Origin of the sequence: Kocuria sp. (assembly GCF_030530945.1) — a bacterium.
Classification (GTDB): domain Bacteria; phylum Actinomycetota; class Actinomycetes; order Actinomycetales; family Micrococcaceae; genus Kocuria.
This window is the reverse complement of record NZ_JAUMTZ010000001.1, coordinates 428,462-445,163: the sequence shown is the minus strand read 5'-3', so window position 1 is coordinate 445,163 and position 16,702 is coordinate 428,462. Positions and strand designations below refer to the sequence as shown.

General features: G+C 73.6%; 17 protein-coding genes. 7 read left to right on the top strand and 10 right to left on the bottom strand.

What is annotated here, in order from left to right; genetic code table 11:
• Positions 1-86 precede the first annotated feature (86 nt).
• From Q4A22_RS02035 to ssd, 5 genes are all read right to left on the bottom strand, one after another.
• Positions 87-338 carry a DUF4244 domain-containing protein gene (locus Q4A22_RS02035; RefSeq protein WP_303176851.1) on the bottom strand — a complete coding sequence of 84 codons (252 nt, stop codon included), beginning with the start codon at positions 336-338 and terminating at the stop codon, positions 87-89.
• A gap of 173 nt (positions 339-511) precedes the next feature.
• Positions 512-988: a type II secretion system F family protein gene (locus Q4A22_RS02030; protein ID WP_303176850.1), complete on the bottom strand. Its 477-nt coding sequence runs from the start codon at positions 986-988 to the stop codon at positions 512-514.
• 254 nt (positions 989-1,242) lie between these two features.
• A complete protein-coding gene (locus Q4A22_RS02025) occupies positions 1,243-2,022 on the bottom strand; it encodes a type II secretion system F family protein (RefSeq protein WP_303176849.1) in 780 nt (259 codons plus the stop codon).
• Positions 2,016-3,212, bottom strand: a complete 1,197-nt coding sequence (locus Q4A22_RS02020) for a TadA family conjugal transfer-associated ATPase (RefSeq protein ID WP_303176848.1) — start codon at positions 3,210-3,212, stop codon at positions 2,016-2,018. The genes Q4A22_RS02025 and Q4A22_RS02020 overlap by 7 nt, the downstream gene beginning before the upstream one ends.
• The gene (ssd, locus tag Q4A22_RS02015; protein ID WP_303176847.1) at positions 3,209-4,468 is read right to left on the bottom strand and encodes a septum site-determining protein Ssd; all 1,260 of its coding nucleotides are present in this window, start codon (positions 4,466-4,468) and stop codon (positions 3,209-3,211) included. The genes Q4A22_RS02020 and ssd overlap by 4 nt, the downstream gene beginning before the upstream one ends.
• Positions 4,469-4,710: 242 nt before the next feature.
• Between ssd and Q4A22_RS02010 the strand changes: the two genes are divergently transcribed.
• Entirely contained in the window at positions 4,711-5,280 is a 570-nt protein-coding gene (locus tag Q4A22_RS02010; RefSeq protein ID WP_303176846.1) for a hypothetical protein, read from the top strand.
• A gap of 7 nt (positions 5,281-5,287) precedes the next feature.
• Here the strand turns inward: Q4A22_RS02010 and Q4A22_RS02005 are convergent, their stop codons facing one another.
• Positions 5,288-5,773 (bottom strand): peptidyl-tRNA hydrolase, encoded by a 486-nt coding sequence (locus Q4A22_RS02005; RefSeq protein ID WP_303176845.1) that lies wholly within the window; start codon positions 5,771-5,773, stop codon positions 5,288-5,290.
• Complete coding sequence (locus Q4A22_RS02000; RefSeq protein ID WP_303176844.1) at positions 5,701-5,955, bottom strand: hypothetical protein; 255 nt, start codon at positions 5,953-5,955, stop codon at positions 5,701-5,703. The genes Q4A22_RS02005 and Q4A22_RS02000 overlap by 73 nt, the downstream gene beginning before the upstream one ends.
• 267 nt (positions 5,956-6,222) lie before the next feature.
• Between Q4A22_RS02000 and Q4A22_RS01995 the strand changes: the two genes are divergently transcribed.
• From Q4A22_RS01995 to Q4A22_RS01985, 3 genes are all read left to right on the top strand, one after another.
• Positions 6,223-6,669, top strand: a complete 447-nt coding sequence (locus Q4A22_RS01995; RefSeq protein WP_303176843.1) for an HD domain-containing protein — start codon at positions 6,223-6,225, stop codon at positions 6,667-6,669.
• Between the two features lie 184 nt (positions 6,670-6,853).
• On the top strand, positions 6,854-8,611 hold the full coding sequence (locus Q4A22_RS01990) for a bifunctional 3'-5' exonuclease/DNA polymerase (protein WP_303176842.1): 1,758 nt from the start codon (positions 6,854-6,856) through the stop codon (positions 8,609-8,611).
• A gap of 47 nt (positions 8,612-8,658) precedes the next feature.
• A complete protein-coding gene (locus tag Q4A22_RS01985) occupies positions 8,659-9,945 on the top strand; it encodes a hypothetical protein (protein WP_303176841.1) in 1,287 nt (428 codons plus the stop codon).
• Between the two features lie 49 nt (positions 9,946-9,994).
• Here the strand turns inward: Q4A22_RS01985 and Q4A22_RS01980 are convergent, their stop codons facing one another.
• Positions 9,995-10,777 carry a CoA pyrophosphatase gene (locus Q4A22_RS01980; protein ID WP_303176840.1) on the bottom strand — a complete coding sequence of 261 codons (783 nt, stop codon included), beginning with the start codon at positions 10,775-10,777 and terminating at the stop codon, positions 9,995-9,997.
• Positions 10,778-10,788: 11 nt separating this feature from the next.
• The gene (gene nth / locus Q4A22_RS01975; protein ID WP_303176839.1) at positions 10,789-11,652 is read right to left on the bottom strand and encodes an endonuclease III; all 864 of its coding nucleotides are present in this window, start codon (positions 11,650-11,652) and stop codon (positions 10,789-10,791) included.
• Between the two features lie 206 nt (positions 11,653-11,858).
• Between nth and acs the strand changes: the two genes are divergently transcribed.
• The gene (gene acs / locus Q4A22_RS01970) at positions 11,859-13,811 is read left to right on the top strand and encodes an acetate--CoA ligase (RefSeq protein WP_303176838.1); all 1,953 of its coding nucleotides are present in this window, start codon (positions 11,859-11,861) and stop codon (positions 13,809-13,811) included.
• A gap of 97 nt (positions 13,812-13,908) precedes the next feature.
• The gene (gene aroQ, locus Q4A22_RS01965; RefSeq protein ID WP_303176837.1) at positions 13,909-14,355 is read left to right on the top strand and encodes a type II 3-dehydroquinate dehydratase; all 447 of its coding nucleotides are present in this window, start codon (positions 13,909-13,911) and stop codon (positions 14,353-14,355) included.
• 88 nt (positions 14,356-14,443) lie between these two features.
• Here aroQ and Q4A22_RS01960 read toward each other — a convergent pair whose 3' ends face one another.
• A complete protein-coding gene (locus Q4A22_RS01960) occupies positions 14,444-15,628 on the bottom strand; it encodes a MarP family serine protease (RefSeq protein ID WP_303176836.1) in 1,185 nt (394 codons plus the stop codon).
• 338 nt (positions 15,629-15,966) lie between these two features.
• On the opposite strand from Q4A22_RS01960, the gene Q4A22_RS01955 reads away from it, so the two are divergent.
• Positions 15,967-16,644, top strand: coding sequence for a Crp/Fnr family transcriptional regulator (locus Q4A22_RS01955; protein ID WP_055082317.1), 678 nt, complete (start codon positions 15,967-15,969; stop codon positions 16,642-16,644).
• The last annotated feature ends 58 nt before the right edge of the window (positions 16,645-16,702 follow it).

Genomic DNA, 16,702 nt, shown 5'->3' with positions numbered 1-16,702 from the left:
CGCGCCCCCGGTTCGTCGTGTTCCCGGCCGGCGCGCCTCGCGGTCCTGTGGCCCTCGGCCCTGGAGCCCGTGGCCGGCCGAGCCACTCAGATGGACAGCGCCTTCTGGATGATCCCGAGCAGCATCCCGGAGACGGAGTCCGAGGACAGCACCGCGGCCATCACGCCACCGAACGCGGCGGCGGCCAGGACGATGACCGCGTACTCCGCGGTGGAGGCCCCCAGGTCCGGGTCCTCCCAGGACAGGGGTGCCAGCTCGTCCGTGGCGGCGGCGTCGATCGCGGGATCGCGGTGCGAGGGGGTCTCGTCGGGAGCGGCGGTGAGGGTGGTGGTGGACATGGTGGTTCTCCTGTTCGGTGGGAACTGCGTGGTGCGTGGATGGTGTTGGGGTGGGCGTCTCGGTGTCGTCGGAGCCGGGCCGCTCCGTCCCGCACGGGGCGTCGGGCGGGACCGGGGTAGCGCGGGACCCGGCGGACCTCTCGTGCGCCTCCCCCGCGGGATCGGGCGGCGGCTCACGAGCCGAACACCCGGGGCAGGAGGCTCATGAGCACGGGGACCACGCCCCAGCACATGAACGCGGGCAGGAAGCACAGCCCCAGGGGCAGCACGAGTTTCACGGCCAGCGCCTCGGCCGCCCGTTCCGCGCGTCGGTACTGGGCTCGCCGCACCAGCTCCGCCTGACCCCGCAGCACGGAGGCCGAGGCCGTCGCGGATGTGGCCGTGAAGTCCAGGGCGTCCCGCACGTCGCGCAGCTCCCGGGTCAGCTCCTGCTCCCCGGGCCACGCAGATTCCCATGGCAGTCCGAGCCGCAGCGCTCCCGCAACCCGTTCCAGTTCCGGGTGGGCGGCACCCGCACAGCTCGCGGCGAGCACCCCCACGGCCTCGGAGAGCGGCAGTCCCGCGTCCAGCTGGCACGCGACCAGTTCCACGAGCGCGGCCGCGGGCAGCGGCGGGAACCCCTCGGACGACGCCGCCCAGCGCGCCCCCACCCGCGGGTCCGCGCTCGCCCCCGGGTCCGGACACCTCAGGTGCAGGGATGCCGGGGCCGAAGACACCGGACGCCCCCAACCCGGGTGAGGGACCACCGAGGACCCTCCCGCCGGGGACAGCGCCGCCCCGCGGGGAAGGGAACGGGCGGGACCGGAGGCGCGGCGGCGTCGGCGTCGGGCAGGCAGGCGGGAGCCCGGGGAGAGCCAGAGCGCGAGGCCACCGGCGGTGAGGAGCCCTGTGAGGAGTGCTGCGGTCACGACCCGGTCACCGCCTCGGCCCGGTGCATCAGGGTGCGCGTCCAGAGCCGCCCGGCGATGCTGAGTGCGGCACCCGCGGCGAGCGCCACACGGCCCCACGCGGTGGTGAGCAGCGTGGTCACGGGGTCGGTGCCCATGAGCATCCCGAGACCGAGAGCCAGGACGGGCAGCCAGGAGAGGGTCCGGACGGTGACGCGCGGCCCGGCCAGGGCGCTGTCCCGGGCGGCCTGGGCGTCCAGCTGGGACTCCACGGAGCGGGCCACGCCGGTCAGCGTCTGGGCGAGGGAGGCGCCGGAGCGCTCGGAGATCTCCCAGCACGCCGCGAGCTGGGCGCACACGGAGCGGGCGGTGTCCGAGAGCATGCGGTCCCCCACGGCGGCGGGGTGGCGCGCGAACTGGGCGAGGGCCACGGAGACGGGAATCCCCACCTGGGCGGCGGCGTGGACCTCGCGGCACACGCGGGCCAGCCAGCGACCGGTGGGGTCCGAGCTGCCGGTGCTCGCGGCCGCCTCCCCGAACACGGTGGCCGGAGCGCGCCCGGCGTGCAGCAGCGCGGCCAGTCGGCGCACCACGGTGACCCACTGCATGGCCTCGGCGGCGCGGTCGCGGCGCCATCGGGACAGCACCGACGGGACCTTGTGCGGCTCACGTTCGGAGCGGTCCCCGTCGGATCCGGTGGCGAAGAGCGCCCGCGTGCGGGACCCGGAGCCGGCGGCGCCGCTCCACACCAGCAGCGCGGTCAGCACGAGCGCACCCGTGAGCACCGCGCTCAGCACGGGACATCACGACCCCGCGCGAGCAGAGCCGCCAGGCGCGGCCAGCCGGGTCCCCGCTCGGGGTGCCCGGAGGTGGTGGTGAGGGCGGGCAGGGTGGTGAGCACACCGTCGTCCAGGTGCAGGGTGCACACCGACTCAAGCCTGCGTCCGGCGGGCGTGCGGCTCACGTGGGCCACCACGTCCAGGGCGCTGGCGGCCTGCAGATCCACGGCCGCGCGGTCGAGTCCCGCGAGCGAGCCCAGGGCCGCCAGGCGCGCCGGCACCGCCCGGGCCGAGTTGGCGTGCACGGTGCCCGCGCCCGAGTGGCCGGTGTTCAGCGCGGTGAGCAGCTCCCGCACCTCCGCGCCGCGGCACTCCCCCACCACGAGCCAGTCGGGACGCATGCGCAGGGCCTGGCGCACGAGGTCCGCGAGGTCCACGGACCCGGCACCCTCCACGTTCTCCTGGCGGGACTGCAGCCCCACCACGTGCGGGTGCCGCGGGTCCAGCTCGGCGGCGTCCTCCACCAGCACGAGACGCTGCCGCGGCGGGCACTCGGAGAGCAGCGCGGAGAGCACGGTGGTCTTCCCGGAGCCCGTGGCACCGCTGATCATGAGGTTCACCCGCGCCGCGACGGCGTCCCGCAGGACGTCCGCGACGAACGGGTGCACCGTGCCGGAGTCCACCAGGTCCGAGAGCGACAGCCGCCGGGGTGCGCGGAACCGGATGGAGAGCAGGGTCCCGCCCGTGGAGACGGGAGGGATCACGGCGTGCACCCGCAGCCCGGAGGCGGTCTGCACGTCCACGCACGGGTGGCCGCCGTCCAGGCGCCGTCCGGCGGCGGTGACCAGACGCACCGCGAGCGCCCGCACCTGGGCCTCGGTGCTGAACGGGGAGTCCACGCGTCGAATGCCCTCGGCGGTCTCCACGAACACGTTCTCGTGCCCGTTGACGTACACGTCGCTGAGGCCGGTGGCGGGCAGCAGAGGTTCCAGCGGGCCCAGTCCGGTCAGCTGCGCCTTCACGTGCTGGGCCGCCCGGACGGCGCCCACCGCTCCCAGCACCCGCCCGGTCTCCCGCACGGCGCGGGCGATGCGGGTGTCGGTGATCGCCCCGCCCTCGGCGAGCAGGCGCTCGCGCACCTGCTCCACGAAGGCGTCGTCGAGCGGGCTGTCGGTGGCGGGCTCCCGGGTACCGGTCGCGGCGCTCATGAGACGGTCTCCAAGGCTTCCGCGATGCGCGCGACGGCCTTGGCGTGACGGGGGATCCGGCCGCGGCGCAGCACGGAGCCGTCGTCGAGGTGCTGCGGCACCCGCGGGTCGAACGCCACCGCGGCCGCGCACGGAACCCCCGTGGCCTCGGCGAGGACGTGCGGTTCCACGTCCGCCACGTTGAGCCCCGCGAGCGCGGTGACGGCCGGGACGGGACCGCACGCCGTCACGGCCCGCTCGGCGGCGAGGACACCGCGCACCGTGCGGGGCGCGAGGACCACCACGGCGTCGCACCAGCGTGCCTGCCGCGCAAGCCCCCAGCGGGAGAGGTCCACCACCTGCACCGCGGCGGCGGAGCGCAGCGCGGAGATCACGGCGGCGGCGGGAACGGTGTCCGCGTGGGTGGCGCGCCGGTCCCAGGACAGGTACCGCAGCGCGTCCACCCGGGGCATGGCGGCCCAGAGCTGGTCCGCGGCCACCGCGCCGGAGAACTGGTTGAGCTCGGGCCAGCGCAGGCCGTCCTCCGTCTCCTCGCCGAGGGCCAGGTCCAGCCCCGCGCCTAGGGGGTCCCCGTCCACCAGGGCGGTGTCCGCGCCGCCGGCCGCGAGATGCCCGGCCAGCCAGCACGCCACGGTGGACGCGCCCACTCCCCCGGTGGCTCCCACCACGCCGTACACCCGCCCCGTGGCACCCGCCGTGCGGGCCTCGCCGGAGTGGGAGATCAGCTCCGCCAGCCACGCGGCCGCGTGTGGAAGGACCACCACCGCGGCGGCCCGGAAGCGGGCGGCCACCTCCCAGGCGTCTCCGGCTCCGGCGAGCGCCACGACCACGCACCCCGGCGGCACCCCGTCCCCGGGCCATCCGGCGTCCACGAGCACCACGGCCGACGACGCCGCCGCACCCGCGCTCTCGCCCGTCACCGTGAGCTGCGCCCCGGCCCCGATGCACACGGCCTCCACCGCCTCGGCCAGTTCGGGGGAGGTGGTGAGCAGCCGCACCCCGTGGGCGCGGGAGCCGCCGGTGAACGGACCGGATGATGTGGCCGGGGCCCCCGCATGGAACGGATCCGGCAGGTGCGGCGGGGGCTGGCGCGGGGCCACCGGGGACGGGACCGGCAGGGACGATGACCCCGAGGGGCTTGCGGGCGGCGCCTCAGCGGACGGGTCCGGGGCCGCGCCGGCGCGGACGGCTGCCCGCAGAGTGCGGCGGGGGTGGTCCGTGGTGAGGATCTCAGCGGCGGGAGGCGCGGTTGTCATGGCCCCACGGTCCCCGGAGGCGGAGGCCCTCGCCCCGATCTTCCGGTGAACTGTGCAGGGTCGCGGTCCTCGCCGCGGTGGTCACGGGACTGTGCAGTGCGCACGCCGTGCGGACTCAGGGTGCCCGAGAAACTGAAAGCGCCGAAGAGGCCACAGAGGACCGAGCCCATGACCCGGCAGCCGCCCGCACGTCTGGCCGGAGGGCCATTGCACCGCCACCGCGTGCATGCCAGCGTGAGGTGATGGACATCAGGCCCGTCACCCGGAGATCCGTCGCGTGGGCCCTGTTGCTGTTGGCCGCATACTGTGCCGCCGTGATGGGCTACATCTGGTGGATCTCCGCAACTTTGGTCCGCACGCTGCTGTGGTCGCTCACAGCCATGCTGCTTCTGGCCATCGCTGCGGAGCTCAGGGCGTTCCATCCACGGATCCACCACGACGCGCACACCAAGATCACCACGTACGGGGCTCGCAGTCAGGGGTCGACGACCGTTGACCGGTCGGTCAGGGAGGCTGCGAGGCTCCTGGAAACGGCGTGTCAGCGCACCGCGGAACTGGATCTCACCCAGCGGTCACCGGCGGGAGGAAAAATCTCCACCGGTCCCTCGTTCGGCTCGTGGGGTCAACGCATCCGATTCGCCATCGCGCCGGGACCACACGGTGGGGCGACCATCACCGCGACGTGTCGGCCCGTGTTCGTCCTCGCAGTGACCGACTGGGGGCGCGCTGACCGGACCATGCGCGAGTTCTTCGGGGAGATCCAGCGCGTGGCGGCCGAGACCGCCGTGGACGACCCCGCGTCCCCGCGCTGACCCGACCTCACCCCCACCACGCCCGCGTGGTCTCCGTGGGCCCGTCCAGCTCGGTGAGACCCGCGTCGGTCACGGTCACCGGCCGCTGTGCTTCCTCCCACTCACTCGCCGAGGGGAACACCACCCGCACCCGGAACCCGTCCGCGCGCCAACGTTCGCGCACGTCAGCGGGCATCTCCTCATACGCGAGCTGCGCCGCGTGCCCGCACTGGGCGGCGAGCTTGCCGCTAGAGATCCCGAGGCCGGGGGCGACCTCCACGGTCACCACCGCGTCGGTGGTTCCCGAGGTCCCGCCCTCTGGGAACTGCGTTCCGGAGACCTGCAGCTTGTGCAGTGCCTTGGGCAACGGCCGCACGGGCGCGGGCACGAACGCGCGCACGGCCGCCACACCGTTGCCCTCCGTGCCCTCACGGCTCACCGTCACGCCGGGCAGCTCCTGGACGTCCTCCCACCGTTTGCCGTCCGCCCGCCGCACGAGCTTGCGGATCGCCACGTCCGCACGGCGTCGTGCCACGGGCCGCCGGGGGCGCTGCGCGGGTCGTCCAGCAGCGTCACGACGGCGCTCGCCGCCACCTCCGCCACGTCCACCTCCCGCGCGGGGTTGCCCCGGTCCCGGTGCACCGCGAGCTGCATGGCCCAGGGGACGTCCTGCTCGGTCTCCGCCTCGTTCGTCATGGACCCGAGTCTCCCACCGCCGCCGCGGGCCCCACACCGGCTGGGCGCAGCGGGCGTTGCCCCCGCCCCGATGATCGGCGGGTGGGGAACTGCCGCTTCCCGCGCCCGGAGGCGCACCGGTTTCCGACGCCACCAGTCGCTTGTGCGTGTCACCGCACCCGGGTAGATCTGGAGGCACGCACGGAGCCCGGCACCCGGACACCTTGCGCGGGCGGTTCCCCGTCCGCGTTTCCGGGATCACCGGCCCGCCACCGTCGAGGAGAACCCATGAGCACGCTCACGGACCGCGCCCGGGAGATCGCCACCCGCGCGCACCACGGACAGACGGACAAGACCGGTGCCGACTACATCGACCACCCCCGCCGCGTTGCGGACCGGGTGCGCCACCATGCTCCCGCGGACCACTTGGAGGCCGCCCAGACGGTGGCGTGGCTGCACGACGTCGTGGAGGACACCCCCGTCACCCTCGACGACCTCCGAGCGGAGTTTCCCGCAGAGGTGGTCTCCGGGGTGGACGCCATGACCAGGCAGGCGGACGAGGACCAGGACGCCTACTACCGCAGGGTGCTCGCCGATCCCCTGGCGCGGGTGGTGAAGCAGGCGGACCTTGACGACAACACCGATCCCGCCCGCACCGCGCTCCTGGACGCGGACACCCGTGCCCGGCTGGAGCGGAAGTACGCCCACGCCCGGGAGGTGCTCGCCGCGGGGTGACCCCGCTGGCACCGCGGTGGGCACCCACGGGCGCAGCTGCGTGCCCACGTCCCGACCCCACGCAGCACCGGGTCCGTGGGCGGGACAGGCACCGGGATCGGGGTCGACCCCGCCCGGGAGCCGGGAATCCCACCCGCGGAGCTCGCCGCGGCCGCTGTCGGAGCCCCGCCGCATAATGAGGCCCATGCACATCGTGGTGGCCGCCGCCGAGCCCGGGACCTGGGTCCTGCAGGGGGTCTCCGCCCGCGGCGAGCGCGCCGGGCGGGAGGTGACCGTCACGGACGCGGAGCTGCCCGGCGTCGTCGCCCAGCGGGAGGAGGCCGCCGCCCGCGCCGGGACGCAGCCGCCCGTGTGGACCTGGCAGGACACGTCCGTGCCCGCCGCGCTGCTGTGCGCCGCCGGGGTGTGGGTCACGCGGTGCCGGGACCTGGGGCTGTGCGCCACCATCCTGGCGACCGCCTCCACCGCACCGGGCTCGGGCGTGCCCGACGACGCCGGCGAACCACGCCTGCTCGACTACCACCCCGTGCTCGAACCGTCAGACCCACGCCACGTTCCTGGACCTCGGTCTCTGGCAGCCGCGAGTAACCAGGGCTCGCTGTTCGCCGTGGCGGAGGAACGCGGCCCGGGCGTCGCGGAGCTGAGTGCCGAACTCGCGGCCCAGACCAGCGCGTGCGCCACCGCCCGGAACCCGCACCGCCTGGAACGGCTGCTGGGCCTGGAGTCCCAGGGCGCACTCGTCGCCGCGGACATGCGCCACCGCGGCATCCCCTGGAACCCAGTGGTCCACCAGGAGATCCTGGAGGAGCTGCTCGGCCCCCGCCCGGCGGGTGAGGAGCGCCCGCGGCGCATGCAGGAGCTGGCGGAGGAGGTCCGCGCAGCCCTGTCCGCGCCCACGCTGAACCCGGACTCCCCAGTGGAGCTGCTCAAGGCGCTGCGCAACGCCGGGGTGGACGTGGACACCACCCGCGCGTTCAAGCTCCAGGAGTGGACCCTTGTCAACGGCCGGCCGCAGGAGCAGCGTGTGGCCACGGTCGCGCCCGTGCTGGAGTACAAGAAGCTCTCCCGCGTCTTCTCGAACACCGGCTGGCACTGGCTGGACACCTGGGTGCAGGACGGGCGGTTCCACGCCGAGTACGTGGTGGGCGGCGTCGTCACCGGCCGGTGGGCCGCACGCGGCGGAGGCGCCCTGCAGATTCCCAAGTACATCCGGGACGCCGTGCGCGCGGAGCCCGGCCACGCGCTCGTCGTGGCGGACGCCGCCCAGCTGGAACCGCGGGTGCTGGCCATCCTGGCGCGCGACGACGCCCTGGCCGAGGCCTCGCGCGGCCGTGACCTCTACGAGTCCATTGCGCAGCAGGGCCAGGCCCGCGGCTCGGAGCTCACGGAGCGCTCCCATGCGAAGCTGGCGCTGCTCGGGGCCATGTACGGCGCCACGTCCGGGTCCGGCGGGCGGTTCATGCCGCAGCTGACCCGCATGTTCCCGCGCGCGGTGGGATACGTGGAGCACGCCGCGCGGGTGGGCGAGCTCGGGCAGCAGGTGTGCACGTACCTGGGCCGCTGGTCCCCCGCGCCGGGCCCGGAGTGGTTCGAGGTGCAGCGCGCCACGGACACGCAGGCCGGCGAGCGCCGCGCGGCGCAGGCGTCCCGCAGCCACGGCCGGTTCTCCCGGAACTTCGTGGTGCAGGGCTCGGCCGCGGAGTGGGCGCTGGCATGGCTCGGGCACATCCGCCAGGGCCTGCACGTGGCCGAGGTGGACGCGGAGCTCGTGTTCTTCCTGCACGACGAGGTCATGGTGCACTGCGCGCAGGAGCACGCGGAGCAGGTGCGGCAGGTGGTCACGGATGCCGCGGAGCAGGCGGTGCGCACGGTGTTCGGGGCGGTGCCGGTGGAGGTCCCGGTGGCCGCGACCGTGGTGACGTCCTACGCGGACGCGAAGTGACATCGGCCACAGCACTGCGGTTAGGATGAGGCGTTCCGCCCCCCAGCGTGAAGGACCCGCAGCGCACAGTGGTCAACGCCCGCAGCCCGTTCCGCCATCCGTCCTACCGACGGTGGTTCGGGGCCACCACGTTCCTGACGGTCTCCTCCAGCACCAACCTCGCGGTCTCCCTGGCCGTCATCGACGCCACCGGAGACGTGGCCGTTGCCGGCGTGGCAGCGGGGTGCCTCACGGCACTCGAACTCGTGGCCGGGATCGTGGGCGGCGGGCTCGCGGACCTGAGATCGCGTCGTTCGTTGCTGAACCGGGCCGTCCTGGTGCTGTGCGCCGCCGACGTCGCCCTGGCCGCCCTGCTCGTGGCCGTCACCCTGGCGGGCGCAGGGCCTTCCTGGGGCCTCGCGGTGACGCTCGTCACTCTCACCGCGGTGGCCTCGGGGGCCTCTGGACTGGCGGATCCTGCGCTGGACGGATCCCTCAAGACGCTGATCGCGCCCGTGGAGTACCCGCGCGCCATGAGCGCGGCTCACGCGCGAAGCGCGACACTCTCGATCATCGGGTCCCCCGCCTCGGGAGCCCTCTACGGCGTTCTCCCGGCGCTGCCGTTCGTGCTGCGCTGCGTGTGCGATGCCGGATTCCTGGTATCCCTGCGTGCCATCACTGCGGACCTGGGCCCTCCGTCGACGCCCGGTACGGACGCCCGGAGACGTGCACTGCCCCGCCAGATTCTCAGCGGGTACCGCGAGAGTCTGCGCCACCTCGCCAGTGAAGCCGCGCTGCTCCGGGTGCTGATCAGCGCTCCGCTGGTGAACCTCATGGTGTTCACCGCCACCACGTGGACCGTGTTCTCCCTGCGCGCCGAAGGGGTGCCCGCGTTCCAGATCGGCCTGGTCACGGCCGGGTTCGCGGGAGGAGGGATCCTCGGCAGCACCGTCACCCCGGTCATCACCGACCATCTTCCCGCCGGCTGGACCGCCATCCTGGGGCTGGGGTTCATGGTGCTGGCGTTCGGGGCGTTCTTCGCCCTGCCACACCGCCCTGTGCTCATGTTCGTGATCGCGGTGGTGTGCATGCTGCCCTCCCCCGCTCTCAACGGCGGACTGTTCGGCTACGTCTTCGCCCGCACCGCGTCCGGCATGCAGGGTCGCGTGCTCGCCACCTTCGGACTCGTGGGCGGGCTGGCCTCCGTGGTGGCCCCGGTGCTCTCCGGGGCCGCCGTGTCCGCCGGACTGAGCACCGTGCTGGGGCTTGGCGTGTGCCTCGTGGGACTCCTGGGCGTCCTGCTGCTGGCGACCTCCCGAGCCGTGCGCACCATGCGCCTCGAAGGGAGCCCGTGACCCGGCTCCCTAGTCCAGCACTGCGCGCACCGGACGAACCCGCAGGATGCTACTTCGCGCCACCCATCCCCGGCGCCGGCCGCTTCACGGACCGGTCCCACTCCACGGCCCACCCCAGCCGGTCGAGCACGCGGTCCAGGACCACTCCCGTGAAGCCCCACACGGTCACGGTCCCGTCCACCCCGGCCACGGAGAGGTCGAACGCCGGGGACTTGTAGGTCTGGTTCCCCCGGGTCACCGTGGCGTAGTAGCGGTGGGCGGGGTTGATGAGGTCCAGCACCGGCACGCGGAACACCAGGGAGGACTCCGCGTGGTCCACCACGTCCACGGGCGAGGGACTGCACCACCAGCCGATCACCGGGGTGACCATGTGGTTGCTCACGGGCAGCGGCACCTCGTGCAGCGCGCCGAGCACCTCCACGCCGCTCGGGTCCAGGCCGGTCTCCTCGTGGGCCTCCCGCAGGGCGGCGCGCACGTGCGGTGCACTGACGGTCCCACCGGGAAACTCCAGCGTGGTGCCCAGCTCCCCGTCCGGCGGGTCCAGGCGTCCGCCCGGGAACGCCACCTGGCCGGGGTGCGCCCGCAGGGTGGAGGCGCGCTGCACGAGCAGCACGTCCAGGTCCCGCCCCGGCCCCTCGGAGTGCTCGGCGTACGCGGAGGGCACGCGGTCCAGCGCGCCGAAGAGGATGAGCACCGCGGAGTGCCGGAAGTTCTCGCCCAGCTGCCCGATCCGCCACGGCTCGCGGTCCTGCACCAGCACGGTGTCGCCGTGGCGGGCGAGCTCCACGAGCTGCTCGCGCGGTCCGCCCGTGTGGGGCTGGGGAGTGGTCATCGTCCGTCCTCTCACGCACTGAGCGCGTGTCCCTCGGCGCGCAGCTGCCGCCGGGTGCGTCCCGCCAGGAAGCCGGCGAGCAACTCCTCGCGGCCGGGTTTCAGTTCGTAGCCGAGCAGCGCCCGCGCCGCCGCCGGATCCGTGGGACCCTCCCCGTACGAGGGGCACAGGTCCGCCACGGGGCACACCCCGCACGCGGGTTTGCGGGCGTGGCAGATTCGGCGCCCGTGGTAGATCAGCTCGTGGGACAACTCGGTCCACAGCGCGGGCGGGAACAGCGCGGCCACGTCCGCCTCCACCTTCACGGGGTCCTCCTGCGCGGTCCAGCCGAGCCGCCGGGCGAGCCTGCCGAAGTGCGTGTCCACGGTGATCCCGGGCACCCCGAACGCGTTGCCGAGCACCACGTTCGCCGTCTTGCGGCCCACGCCGGGCAGGGTCACGAGCTCCGCGAGGGAGCCGGGCACGGCGCCGTCGTACTCGTCCACGACGCGCGCGGCGAGCGCCTGGACGGAGCGCGCCTTGGAACGGTAGAAGCCGAGGGGGCGCACCATCTCCTGGACGTCGTCGGCCGGCGCCTCGGCGAGTTCACGCGGCCCGGGGTACGCGGCGAAGAGCCCGGGGGTCACGGCGTTGACGCGGACGTCCGTGGTCTGCGCGGACAGGACGGTGGCCACGAGAAGCTGCCAGGCGTCGTCGAAGTCCAGCTCCGCCACGGCGTACGGGTACGTCTGCGCGAGGATGCGCTGGATCTTCCGCGCCCGCCGGGTCCGCGCCAGGGGCGTCTCCGCCCTGGCACGACGACGCCGCGCGGCCGCCTGCTCCGCGTGCCGCGCCGGGACGAAGCGCACGTGGGCGGCGGCAGCGGGGGAGTTCATGCCCTCGATCATCCTGGCCGCCCGAGCGGGGGTCAAACCCGGGAGCGGGTGCGGTGGCGCCCACCCCGGAACCGCTGGGAGCCCGCCGGAGAACGCGCCCCGGCGATGGAGCACACCGGCCGGTCTCGTCTAAGCTGGCGGGCGAATGTGAACTGCGCCACGCACCCACCGGAAGTGGAGCGCGGCGGTCCCAGCGAAGGAGCACCATGACCCCCGAACCCACCGGATCCCAGCCGAAGACCTTCGCCCCCAGTGAGGAGTTCGCCGCCCAGGCGAACGCCACCGCGGAGCTGTACGCGCGGGCGGAGGAGCAGGGCGAGGAGTTCTGGGCGGACCAGGCCCGCGAGCTGCTCACGTGGTCCACGCCCTTCACGGAGACGCTGGACTGGTCCAACCCGCCGTTCGCAAAGTGGTTCCAGGACGGCACGCTGAACGCCGCCTACAACGCCGTGGACCGCCACGTGGCGGCAGGCCACGGGGACCGCGTGGCCCTGCACTTCGAGGGTGAGCCCGGGGACAGCGCCTCCTACACGTACGCGCAGCTGAAGGACGAGGTCTCGAAGGCGGCCAACGCGTTCGAGTCCCTGGGCGTCACCAAGGGGGACCGCGTGGCGGTGTACCTGCCCATGATCGCGGAGGCCGTGATCACCATGCTCGCGTGCGCGCGCATCGGCGCGATCCACTCCGTGGTCTTCGGCGGCTTCTCCGCGGACGCCCTGCGCTCCCGCATCGAGGACGGCCAGGCCAAGCTCGTGGTCACCGCGGACGGTTCCTACCGCCGCGGCAAGCCCACCACCCTGAAGCCCGCCGTGGACGCCGCGCTGGCCAAGGGCGGGGAGTCCGTCCAGCACGTGGTGGTCGTGAAGCGCAACGGCGAGGACGTGGCCTTCCAGGACGGCCGGGACGTGTGGTGGCACGAGGTCGTGGGGGACGCCTCCACCGAGCACACCCCCTCCGAGCAGAACGCCGAGGACCCCCTGTTCATCCTGTACACCTCCGGCACCACCGGGAAGCCCAAGGGCATCCTGCACACCACCGGCGGCTACCTCACGCAGGCGGCGTTCACGCACAAGAACGTGTTCGACCTCAAGCCCGAGACGGACGTCTACTGGTGCACCGCGGACGTCGGGTGGGTCACCGGGCACACGTACATCACCTACGGCCCGCTGGTGAACGGTGCCACCCAGGTGATCTACGAGGGCACCCCGGACTCCCCGCACCGCGGGCGGTTCTGGGAGATCGTGCAGAAGTACGGCGTGAGCATCCTCTACACCTCCCCCACCGCCATCCGCACCATGATGAAGTGGGGCGAGGACATCCCCGCCGAGTGGGACCTCAGCTCCCTGCGCCTGCTGGGCACCGTGGGCGAGGCCATCAACCCCGAGGCCTGGACCTGGTTCCACCGGGTGATCGGCGGCGGCCGGTGCCCCATCGTGGACACGTGGTGGCAGACCGAGACCGGCGCCATGATGATCTCCCCGCTGCCCGGTGTCACAGCCACCAAGCCGGGCTCCGCGCAGGTTCCGCTGCCGGGCATCGCCGTGGACGTGGTGGACGACGCCGGCACTTCACTCCCGAACGAGACGGACGGCTTCCTGGTGGTCCGCAAGCCGTGGCCCTCCATGCTGCGCACCATCTGGGGTGACGACGAGCGCTTCGTGAACACCTACTGGGGCCAGTTCGGTGACAAGTACTTCGCCGGGGACGGCGCCCGGCGGGACGCGGACGGGGACGTGTGGATCCTGGGCCGCGTGGACGACGTCATGAACGTCTCCGGCCACCGGCTCTCCACCCCGGAGATCGAGTCCGCGCTGGTCTCCCACCCCTCCGTGGCGGAGGCCGCCGTGGTGGGCGCCAAGGACGAGACCACCGGCCAGGCCGTCTTCGCGTTCGTGATCCTCTCGGACCAGGCCACCGCCGAGGGCCGGGACGCCGCGGAGCTCGCGGAGGAGATCCGCGCGCACGTGGGCACCGAGATCTCTCCGATCGCCAAGCCCAAGAAGGTCCTGATCGTCCCCGAGCTGCCCAAGACCCGCTCCGGGAAGATCATGCGCCGCCTGCTCAAGGACGTCGCAGAGGACCGCCCCGTGGGGGACGTCTCCACGCTGGCGGACCAGACGGTCATGCAGCAGATCGTGGACTCCCTGGGCGGCAAGTAGCCGCGCCCGCACCACCCCTGTCACGACGCCGCCGCGGCGCCTCTCCCCCGAGGGGCACCGCGGCGGCGTCGTGCGCGCACTCGTGTTGAATGAGGGCATGACCGAGTCACCGCTGTTCGTCCTCAACGGCCCCAACCTGAACACCCTGGGCACCCGCAGGCCCGAGGTCTACGGGCACACCACCCTCGCGGACGTGGAGGCGAACGTGCGCGCCCGCGCGCAGACCTACGGCCTGGAGGTCGTGTTCGAGCAGTCCAACTGGGAGGGCCAGATCGTGGACTGGATCCAGCAGGCCCGGACGGAGGCCTGCGGGATCGTGATCAACCCCGCCGCCCTGACCCACTACTCCGTGGCGGTCCACGACGCGCTGGAGATGTGCGAAATGCCCGTGGTGGAGGTGCACATCTCCAACGTGCACCGACGGGAGGCCTTCCGGCACACCTCGTTCGTGTCCCCGCAGGCCACCGCGGTGATCGCGGGAGCCGGTGTGCTGGGCTACGAGCTGGGCGTGGACGTGGTGGCCCGGCACCTGGGGCTGCGCTGACCCGGTCCCGCGGGCTGGCCCGCCAGCTCCGAGGGGGGCCCGAGGCCGGGTGCCGCCCGGGCGGGACCCGTGAGAGCCCCGGGAGGGCTCAGGAGGCCACGCACTGGCCGGTGCTCGCGGCCGCGGTGGCCTCCCCCGTGGCGGTGAGCGCCTCCTGCACCCGGTCCGCCGGGATCACGTACCCCGCCTCGCCCTGCACGGCCTTGGCGAACACCACCCCGAGCACCCGCCCGGAGTCGTCCAGCAGCGGGCCGCCGGAGTTGCCCTGCTCCACGTTGCCGGCGATCTGGATGATGCTGCGGGTCTGGGTCTCCCCCGTGGTCACGTTCTGCACGGGTGCCACCGCCTCACCCTGCACCGTGGCCGGGCGCAGGGTGTAGGGCCCGCCCAGTGGGTAGCCCGCGAAGGACACGGTCTCCCCCGGTGTCACGGAGCTGCGCAGGGGCAGCGCCGCCTCCGACAGACCGGGGACGCGCAGCACAGCGAGGTCGGAGGCGGCGTCGTAGTGCACGGTCTGGGCGGAGTAGACGCGGCCGTCACGGGTCTGGACCACGGGCTGGTCCACCCCCGCCACCACGTGCGCGTTGGTCACCACCGTGCCGGGCTGGGCCACGAACCCGGAGCCCGTCTGGTTCTGCGCGCACTGCGCGGCCGTGCCGTACACCTGGACCACGGACTGCCCGGCGTCCGCCACGGTCTGCGAGTCCGGGGTCTGCTGCGGATCCGGAGCCGCCTGGGACGGGAAGAGCAGCTCGTCCAGCTGCCGGATGCCCTGGGCGCCGCTGACGGCGTTGCGGGTCTCCGTCATGGCGTGGCGCACCGGGTCCGGCGTGAGGCGTTCGATGCCGCGCAGCACCTGCGAGGAGGCCACCTGCTGCGAGAGCGAGGGAATGCCCATCTGCCCCACCAGGGAACCCAGCAGGGACATGATCAGGGCGGCCACCACCACGTTGAGCACAGCACCCCCCAGCCGGTCCAGCATCCCCGCACCGGTGCGCTCCAGCGCCCGGGACAGCACGCCCCCCAGCCGTGAGCCGAGGAACTCGCCCAGCGCCAGCGCCAGCAGCACCGTGAGCAGCACGGTGGGGACCCGCCAGTCGTCGGAGACGTACGCGGCCACCACGGGTCCCGCCCAGAACGCCAGCACCGCCCCCAGCACCAGGCCCAGGAGCCCCGCGAAGGAGCGGAAGAAGCCCCGGTGGAAACCCGCCACCAGGTACGCCAGCAGCGCCAGGATCAGCAGCACGTCGAGCAGGTTCAGGGCCAGGGTCATCACGGTCCTCAGGGGTGGGGGGGGTCGCACGGGGATCGGGAGCGCGTCCGACCGAGCATACGGGGGCCGCCTGGACGAACGGTGGGCCGGGTCCGCACACGATGCCGCCCACGACGCCGCCCGCCCGCCTCAGTGCCCCGCGCGTCCCCACGCGCTCGCCAGGTCCGCGATCCCCGCCGCGTCCACTTCGGCCGGCCCCATCCGCCCCGCCCGACGGGTTTTCTCACATAGCACAACTCGGGAGTAGCCACGGCGGGTGTGAAACTCGTTACGATGGGTGGTGATCACCCCGTGCGGCCCGGTCTCGGGCCCACCCCTATCTACTGAGGAGTTTCACCTTGGATACAGACGTCCTCCGCCGCGCTCCGCTCTTCGCTTCCCTGGATGACGAGGCGTTTGCCGCGCTGACCGAGGAGATCACCGAGGTGGACCTCTCCCGCGGCGCCACCCTGTTCTACGAGGGCGATCCCGGCGACCAGCTCTACTTCATCGTCTCCGGCAAGATGAAGCTCGGACGCACCGCCAGCGACGGCCGCGAGAACCTGGTGGCCGTCATGGGCCCGGGCGAGATCTTCGGCGAGATGGCCCTGTTCGACCCCAGCCCCCGATCCACCTCCGCCACCGCGGTCTCCGAGACCCGCCTGGCCGGGCTCAAGCACGAGAACCTGCGCAAGGTCATCCAGCGCTCCCCGGAGGTCTCCGCGCAGCTGCTGCAGGCACTGGCCCGCCGCCTGCGCCGCACCAACGAGAACCTCGCGGACCTCGTGTTCTCGGACGTCCCCGGGCGCGTGGCCAAGGCGCTGCTGGACCTCGCGGACCGCTTCGGGCGTCCCGCCACGGACGGCATCCTGGTGGCCCACGAGCTCACCCAGGAGGAGCTCGCCCAGCTGGTGGGCGCCTCCCGCGAGACCGTGAACAAGGCCCTCGCCGAGTTCGTGCAGCGCGGCTGGATCCGCCTGGAGGCCCGCGCCGTGGTCATCCTGGACCTGCAGCGCCTCAAGCAGCGCTCCCGCTGATCCCCCCGCTCACGACGACGCCCGCGGCAGGTGCCGCGGGCGTCGTCGTGCGTGCGCC

Bases quoted from the DNA above. Each gene is read 5' to 3' on its own strand.
- Q4A22_RS01990 (WP_303176842.1), top strand. From the start codon at position 6,854: ATGCACATCGTGGTGGCCGCCGCCGAGCCCGGGACCTGGGTCCTGCAG.
- aroQ (WP_303176837.1), top strand. From the start codon at position 13,909: ATGACCGAGTCACCGCTGTTCGTCCTCAACGGCCCCAACCTGAACACC.
- nth (WP_303176839.1), bottom strand. From the start codon at position 11,652: ATGAACTCCCCCGCTGCCGCCGCCCACGTGCGCTTCGTCCCGGCGCGG.
- Q4A22_RS02000 (WP_303176844.1), bottom strand. From the start codon at position 5,955: ATGACGAACGAGGCGGAGACCGAGCAGGACGTCCCCTGGGCCATGCAG.
- ssd (WP_303176847.1), bottom strand. From the start codon at position 4,468: ATGACAACCGCGCCTCCCGCCGCTGAGATCCTCACCACGGACCACCCC.
- Q4A22_RS02010 (WP_303176846.1), top strand. From the start codon at position 4,711: ATGGACATCAGGCCCGTCACCCGGAGATCCGTCGCGTGGGCCCTGTTG.
- Q4A22_RS02020 (WP_303176848.1), bottom strand. From the start codon at position 3,212: ATGAGCGCCGCGACCGGTACCCGGGAGCCCGCCACCGACAGCCCGCTC.
- Q4A22_RS02035 (WP_303176851.1), bottom strand. From the start codon at position 338: ATGTCCACCACCACCCTCACCGCCGCTCCCGACGAGACCCCCTCGCAC.
- Q4A22_RS01995 (WP_303176843.1), top strand. From the start codon at position 6,223: ATGAGCACGCTCACGGACCGCGCCCGGGAGATCGCCACCCGCGCGCAC.
- Q4A22_RS01980 (WP_303176840.1), bottom strand. From the start codon at position 10,777: ATGACCACTCCCCAGCCCCACACGGGCGGACCGCGCGAGCAGCTCGTG.
- acs (WP_303176838.1), top strand. From the start codon at position 11,859: ATGACCCCCGAACCCACCGGATCCCAGCCGAAGACCTTCGCCCCCAGT.
- Q4A22_RS01960 (WP_303176836.1), bottom strand. From the start codon at position 15,628: ATGACCCTGGCCCTGAACCTGCTCGACGTGCTGCTGATCCTGGCGCTG.